Origin of the sequence: Streptomyces phytophilus (assembly GCF_013870535.1) — a bacterium.
In the GTDB taxonomy this organism is placed as follows: Bacteria; Actinomycetota; Actinomycetes; order Streptomycetales; family Streptomycetaceae; genus Streptomyces; species Streptomyces phytophilus.
In genome coordinates, this window is the sequence record NZ_JACBXC010000615.1 from 1 (window position 1) to 3,563 (window position 3,563).

3 protein-coding genes are annotated in these 3,563 nt (G+C 70.6%); all 3 read left to right on the forward strand.

From position 1 onward, the window contains the following. Positions 1 to 72 precede the first annotated feature (72 nt). Positions 73 to 1,173 carry an S-methyl-5-thioribose-1-phosphate isomerase gene (gene mtnA / locus H5J30_RS22305; protein ID WP_181789165.1) on the forward strand — a complete coding sequence of 367 codons (1,101 nt, stop codon included), beginning with the start codon at positions 73 to 75 and terminating at the stop codon, positions 1,171 to 1,173. Between the two features lie 104 nt (positions 1,174 to 1,277). Continuing rightward, positions 1,278 to 1,955, forward strand: a complete 678-nt coding sequence (mtrA, locus tag H5J30_RS22310; RefSeq protein ID WP_181789166.1) for a two-component system response regulator MtrA — start codon at positions 1,278 to 1,280, stop codon at positions 1,953 to 1,955. 1 nt (position 1,956) lies between these two features. Next, a partial coding sequence (gene mtrB, locus H5J30_RS22315) for an MtrAB system histidine kinase MtrB (protein WP_309505603.1) occupies positions 1,957 to 3,563 on the forward strand: 1,607 nt, incomplete at its 3' end.

The window sequence follows — 3,563 nt, forward strand, 5'->3', positions numbered from 1 at the left end:
AACTTGAGAACTCAACCCCTGGGCCACGGCCCAGGGGTTGAGTCATTTCCGGGGTCCTTGCAGACTGGGACAATGGCCGAGGAGATAGCCGCGCTTCGTTGGGATGAGCCGTCGGACGGGGGCGCCCCTGTGGTCGCCCTGTTGGATCAGACACGACTGCCCGCCGACGAGGTGGAGTTGGTCTGTGCCGATGTGCCGGCGTTGGTGCGGGCGATTCAGACGCTTGCCGTGCGGGGTGCTCCGTTGCTCGGTATTGCCGGGGCGTACGGCGTCGCCCTGGCGGCTGTGCGGGGCGATGACGTCGACCGGGCCGCCGACGTGCTCGCCGGGGCGCGGCCGACCGCCGTCAACCTGGCGTACGGCGTACGGAAGGCGCAGGGCGCCTTTCAGGCCGCTCGCGAGGCCGGGGGCGGCAGCGAGGCTGCCGCTGGGGCTGCGCTTGCCGAGGCGCGGCGGTTGCACGCCGACGACGCGCGGGCCAGTGCGCGGATGGCGGAGCACGGGCTGCGGCTGCTCGGTGAGCTGGTACCCCGCGGTGGCTACCGGGTGCTCACGCACTGCAATACCGGGGCGCTGGTGTCCGGTGGCGGGGGTACGGCGTTTGCGGTGGCGCTGGCGGCGCATCGGTCCGGGGAACTGCGGCGGCTGTGGGTCGACGAGACCCGTCCGCTGCTGCAGGGGGCCCGGCTGACCGCGTACGAGGCCGGCCGGGCGGGCATGCCGTACACGCTGCTGACGGACAATGCGGCCGGGTCGCTTTTCGCGAACGGTCAGGTCGACGCGGTGGTGCTGGGCGCGGACCGGATTGCGGCGGACGGGTCGGTGGCCAACAAGGTCGGGACGTATCCGCTGGCGGTGCTCGCCCGCTACCATCGGGTTCCGTTCCTCGTTGTCGCGCCGACGACGACGGTGGACTTCAGTACGCCGGACGGCTCGGCCATAGAGGTGGAGCAGCGGGCCGGGAGTGAGGTCACGGAATTCTCCGTGCCGCACGCCGCCGGCTCCGGTCCGGGACAGGCCGCGGTGGCGTCCGCGGTCGCACCTGCGGGCACGCAGGCGTACAACCCGGCATTCGACGTCACCCCGCCGGAGCTGGTGACGGCTCTGGTCACGGAACGCGGGGTGGCCTCGCCGGTAACGGGGGATTCACTCGCGGAGCTGGTTGTGCGTTGACCGAGGGTGATCGTCAGGGGAAGAGGCGCGTCGTGGCGGTGGCCGGGGCGTGACCTGGGACACGGGATTCTCTGTATGGGATGTGTAAATGGGATGATGTCGACATGAAGGGACGCGTTCTCGTCGTCGACGACGACACCGCACTGGCCGAGATGCTCGGCATCGTGCTGCGCGGGGAAGGCTTCGAACCGTCATTCGTTGCGGACGGTGACAAGGCGCTTGCCGCGTTTCGCGAGTCGAAGCCCGACCTGGTGCTTCTCGACCTCATGCTGCCCGGCCGGGACGGTATCGAGGTCTGCCGCCTGATCAGGGCGGAGTCTGGTGTGCCGATCGTCATGCTGACGGCGAAGAGCGACACCGTGGATGTCGTCGTGGGCCTGGAATCCGGGGCCGACGACTACATCGTCAAGCCGTTCAAGCCCAAGGAGCTGGTGGCCCGTATCAGGGCCCGGCTGCGCCGGTCGGAGGAGCCGGTGCCGGAGCAGCTGGCGATCGGCGATCTGGTGATCGACGTCGCCGGGCACTCGGTGAAGCGCGGCGGTGAGCCGATCGCGCTGACGCCGCTGGAGTTCGACCTGCTGGTGGCGCTGGCGCGCAAGCCGTGGCAGGTCTTCACGCGTGAGGTGTTGCTGGAGCAGGTCTGGGGCTACCGGCACGCCGCCGACACGCGCCTCGTGAACGTCCACGTGCAGCGGCTGCGCTCGAAGGTCGAGAAGGACCCGGAGAAGCCGGAGATCGTGGTGACCGTCCGCGGCGTCGGCTACAAGGCGGGACCGAGCTGACGTGTTCCGCGTGCTGCCGCGGGAGGGCGTGCCCGGCGGGCCGGTGCAGCCGTTCGTCCGGCTGTGCGTGCGCTGGGTGCGCCGCCCGTTGCGTATCGCGACGAGGCTCTACCGGCGCAACATCCAGCTGCGGGTGGTCGCCACCACGCTGCTGATGTCGCTGGGCGTCGTCGTGCTGCTCGGCATCGTCGTCATCGGGCAGGTCCGCAACGGGCTGCTGGAGGCGAAGCTCGGGGCCGCGCACGGGCAGGCGCAGAGCGGCTTCGCGCAGGCGGAGATCCGGGGCGCCTCGGAGGAGCCCGGCAGCGGCAGCGAAGCCTCCGCGGCCGTGAACTCCGCGGAGTGGCGGGCGGCGCTGGTCGAGCAGCTCATGGGCAGCGGGCAGGGGGTGGTGTCCGTACTGGTGATGAGCTCCAGCGTGAACAACGAGGCCACCGGCTCCTCCGACAACCCGCGCGGCTCGCTCGTCTCGGACGACACGTCGGTGGACAGCATCCCGGCCGATCTTCGCGAGAAGGTCGACAACGGCGACGGTTCGGGGATCTACGAGCAGTACGCGCGCGTATGGAAGCGCGGCTCGGGCGAGAGCGAGCCCTCGCTGATCATCGGCAAGCGGCTGAACGACCCGAACAACAACCCCTACCAGCTGTACTTCGTGTTCCCCTTCACGCAGGAGGAGAAGACGCTGAGCCTGGTGAAGGGCACGCTGGCGACCGCCGGCGTGTTCGTGGTGGTGCTGCTCGGCGCCATCGCCTGGCTCGTCGTACGGCAGGTCGTCACGCCCGTGCGGATGGCCGCCGGCATCGCCGAGCGGCTGGCGGCGGGGCGGTTGCAGGAACGGATGAAGGTCAGCGGCGAGGACGACATCGCCCGGCTGGGCCAGTCCTTCAACAAGATGGCGCAGAACCTCCAGATGAAGATCCAGCAGCTCGAAGAGCTGTCGCGGATGCAGCGCCGTTTCGTCTCCGATGTCTCGCACGAGCTGCGCACCCCGCTGACGACGGTGCGGATGGCCGCGGACGTCATCCACGAGGCGCGCGAGGACTTCGATCCGGTGACCGCCCGCTCCGCCGAGCTGCTGCTCGACCAGCTGGACCGGTTCGAGTCGCTGCTCTCCGACCTGCTGGAGATCAGCCGCTTCGACGCCGGGGCCGCGGCGCTGGACGCCGAGCCCGTCGACCTGCGGGAGATCGTGCGGCGGGTCGTGGGCGGCGCGCAGATGCTGGCGGACGCCAAGGGCGGGCGGCTGCTCGTCAAGGGCGACGACCAGGCCGTGATCGCGGAGGTCGACGCGCGGCGCGTGGAGCGGGTGCTGCGCAATCTGGTGGTCAACGCCGTGGAGCACGGCGAGGGCCGCGATGTCGTCGTACGTCTCGGGGCGTCGGAGAACGCGGTGGCGGTGGCCGTCCGCGACTACGGCGTGGGGCTGAAGCCCGGCGAGGCGACGCGGGTGTTCAACCGCTTCTGGCGTGCCGATCCGGCCCGTGCCCGTACCACGGGTGGCACGGGTCTGGGGCTGTCGATCTCCCTGGAGGACGCGCGGCTGCACGGCGGGTGGCTGCAGGCGTGGGGCGAGCCGGGCGGCGGGTCGCAGTTCCGGCTGACGCT

Bases quoted from the DNA above. Each gene is read 5' to 3' on its own strand.
- mtnA (WP_181789165.1), top strand. From the start codon at position 73: ATGGCCGAGGAGATAGCCGCGCTTCGTTGGGATGAGCCGTCGGACGGG.
- mtrA (WP_181789166.1), top strand. From the start codon at position 1,278: ATGAAGGGACGCGTTCTCGTCGTCGACGACGACACCGCACTGGCCGAG.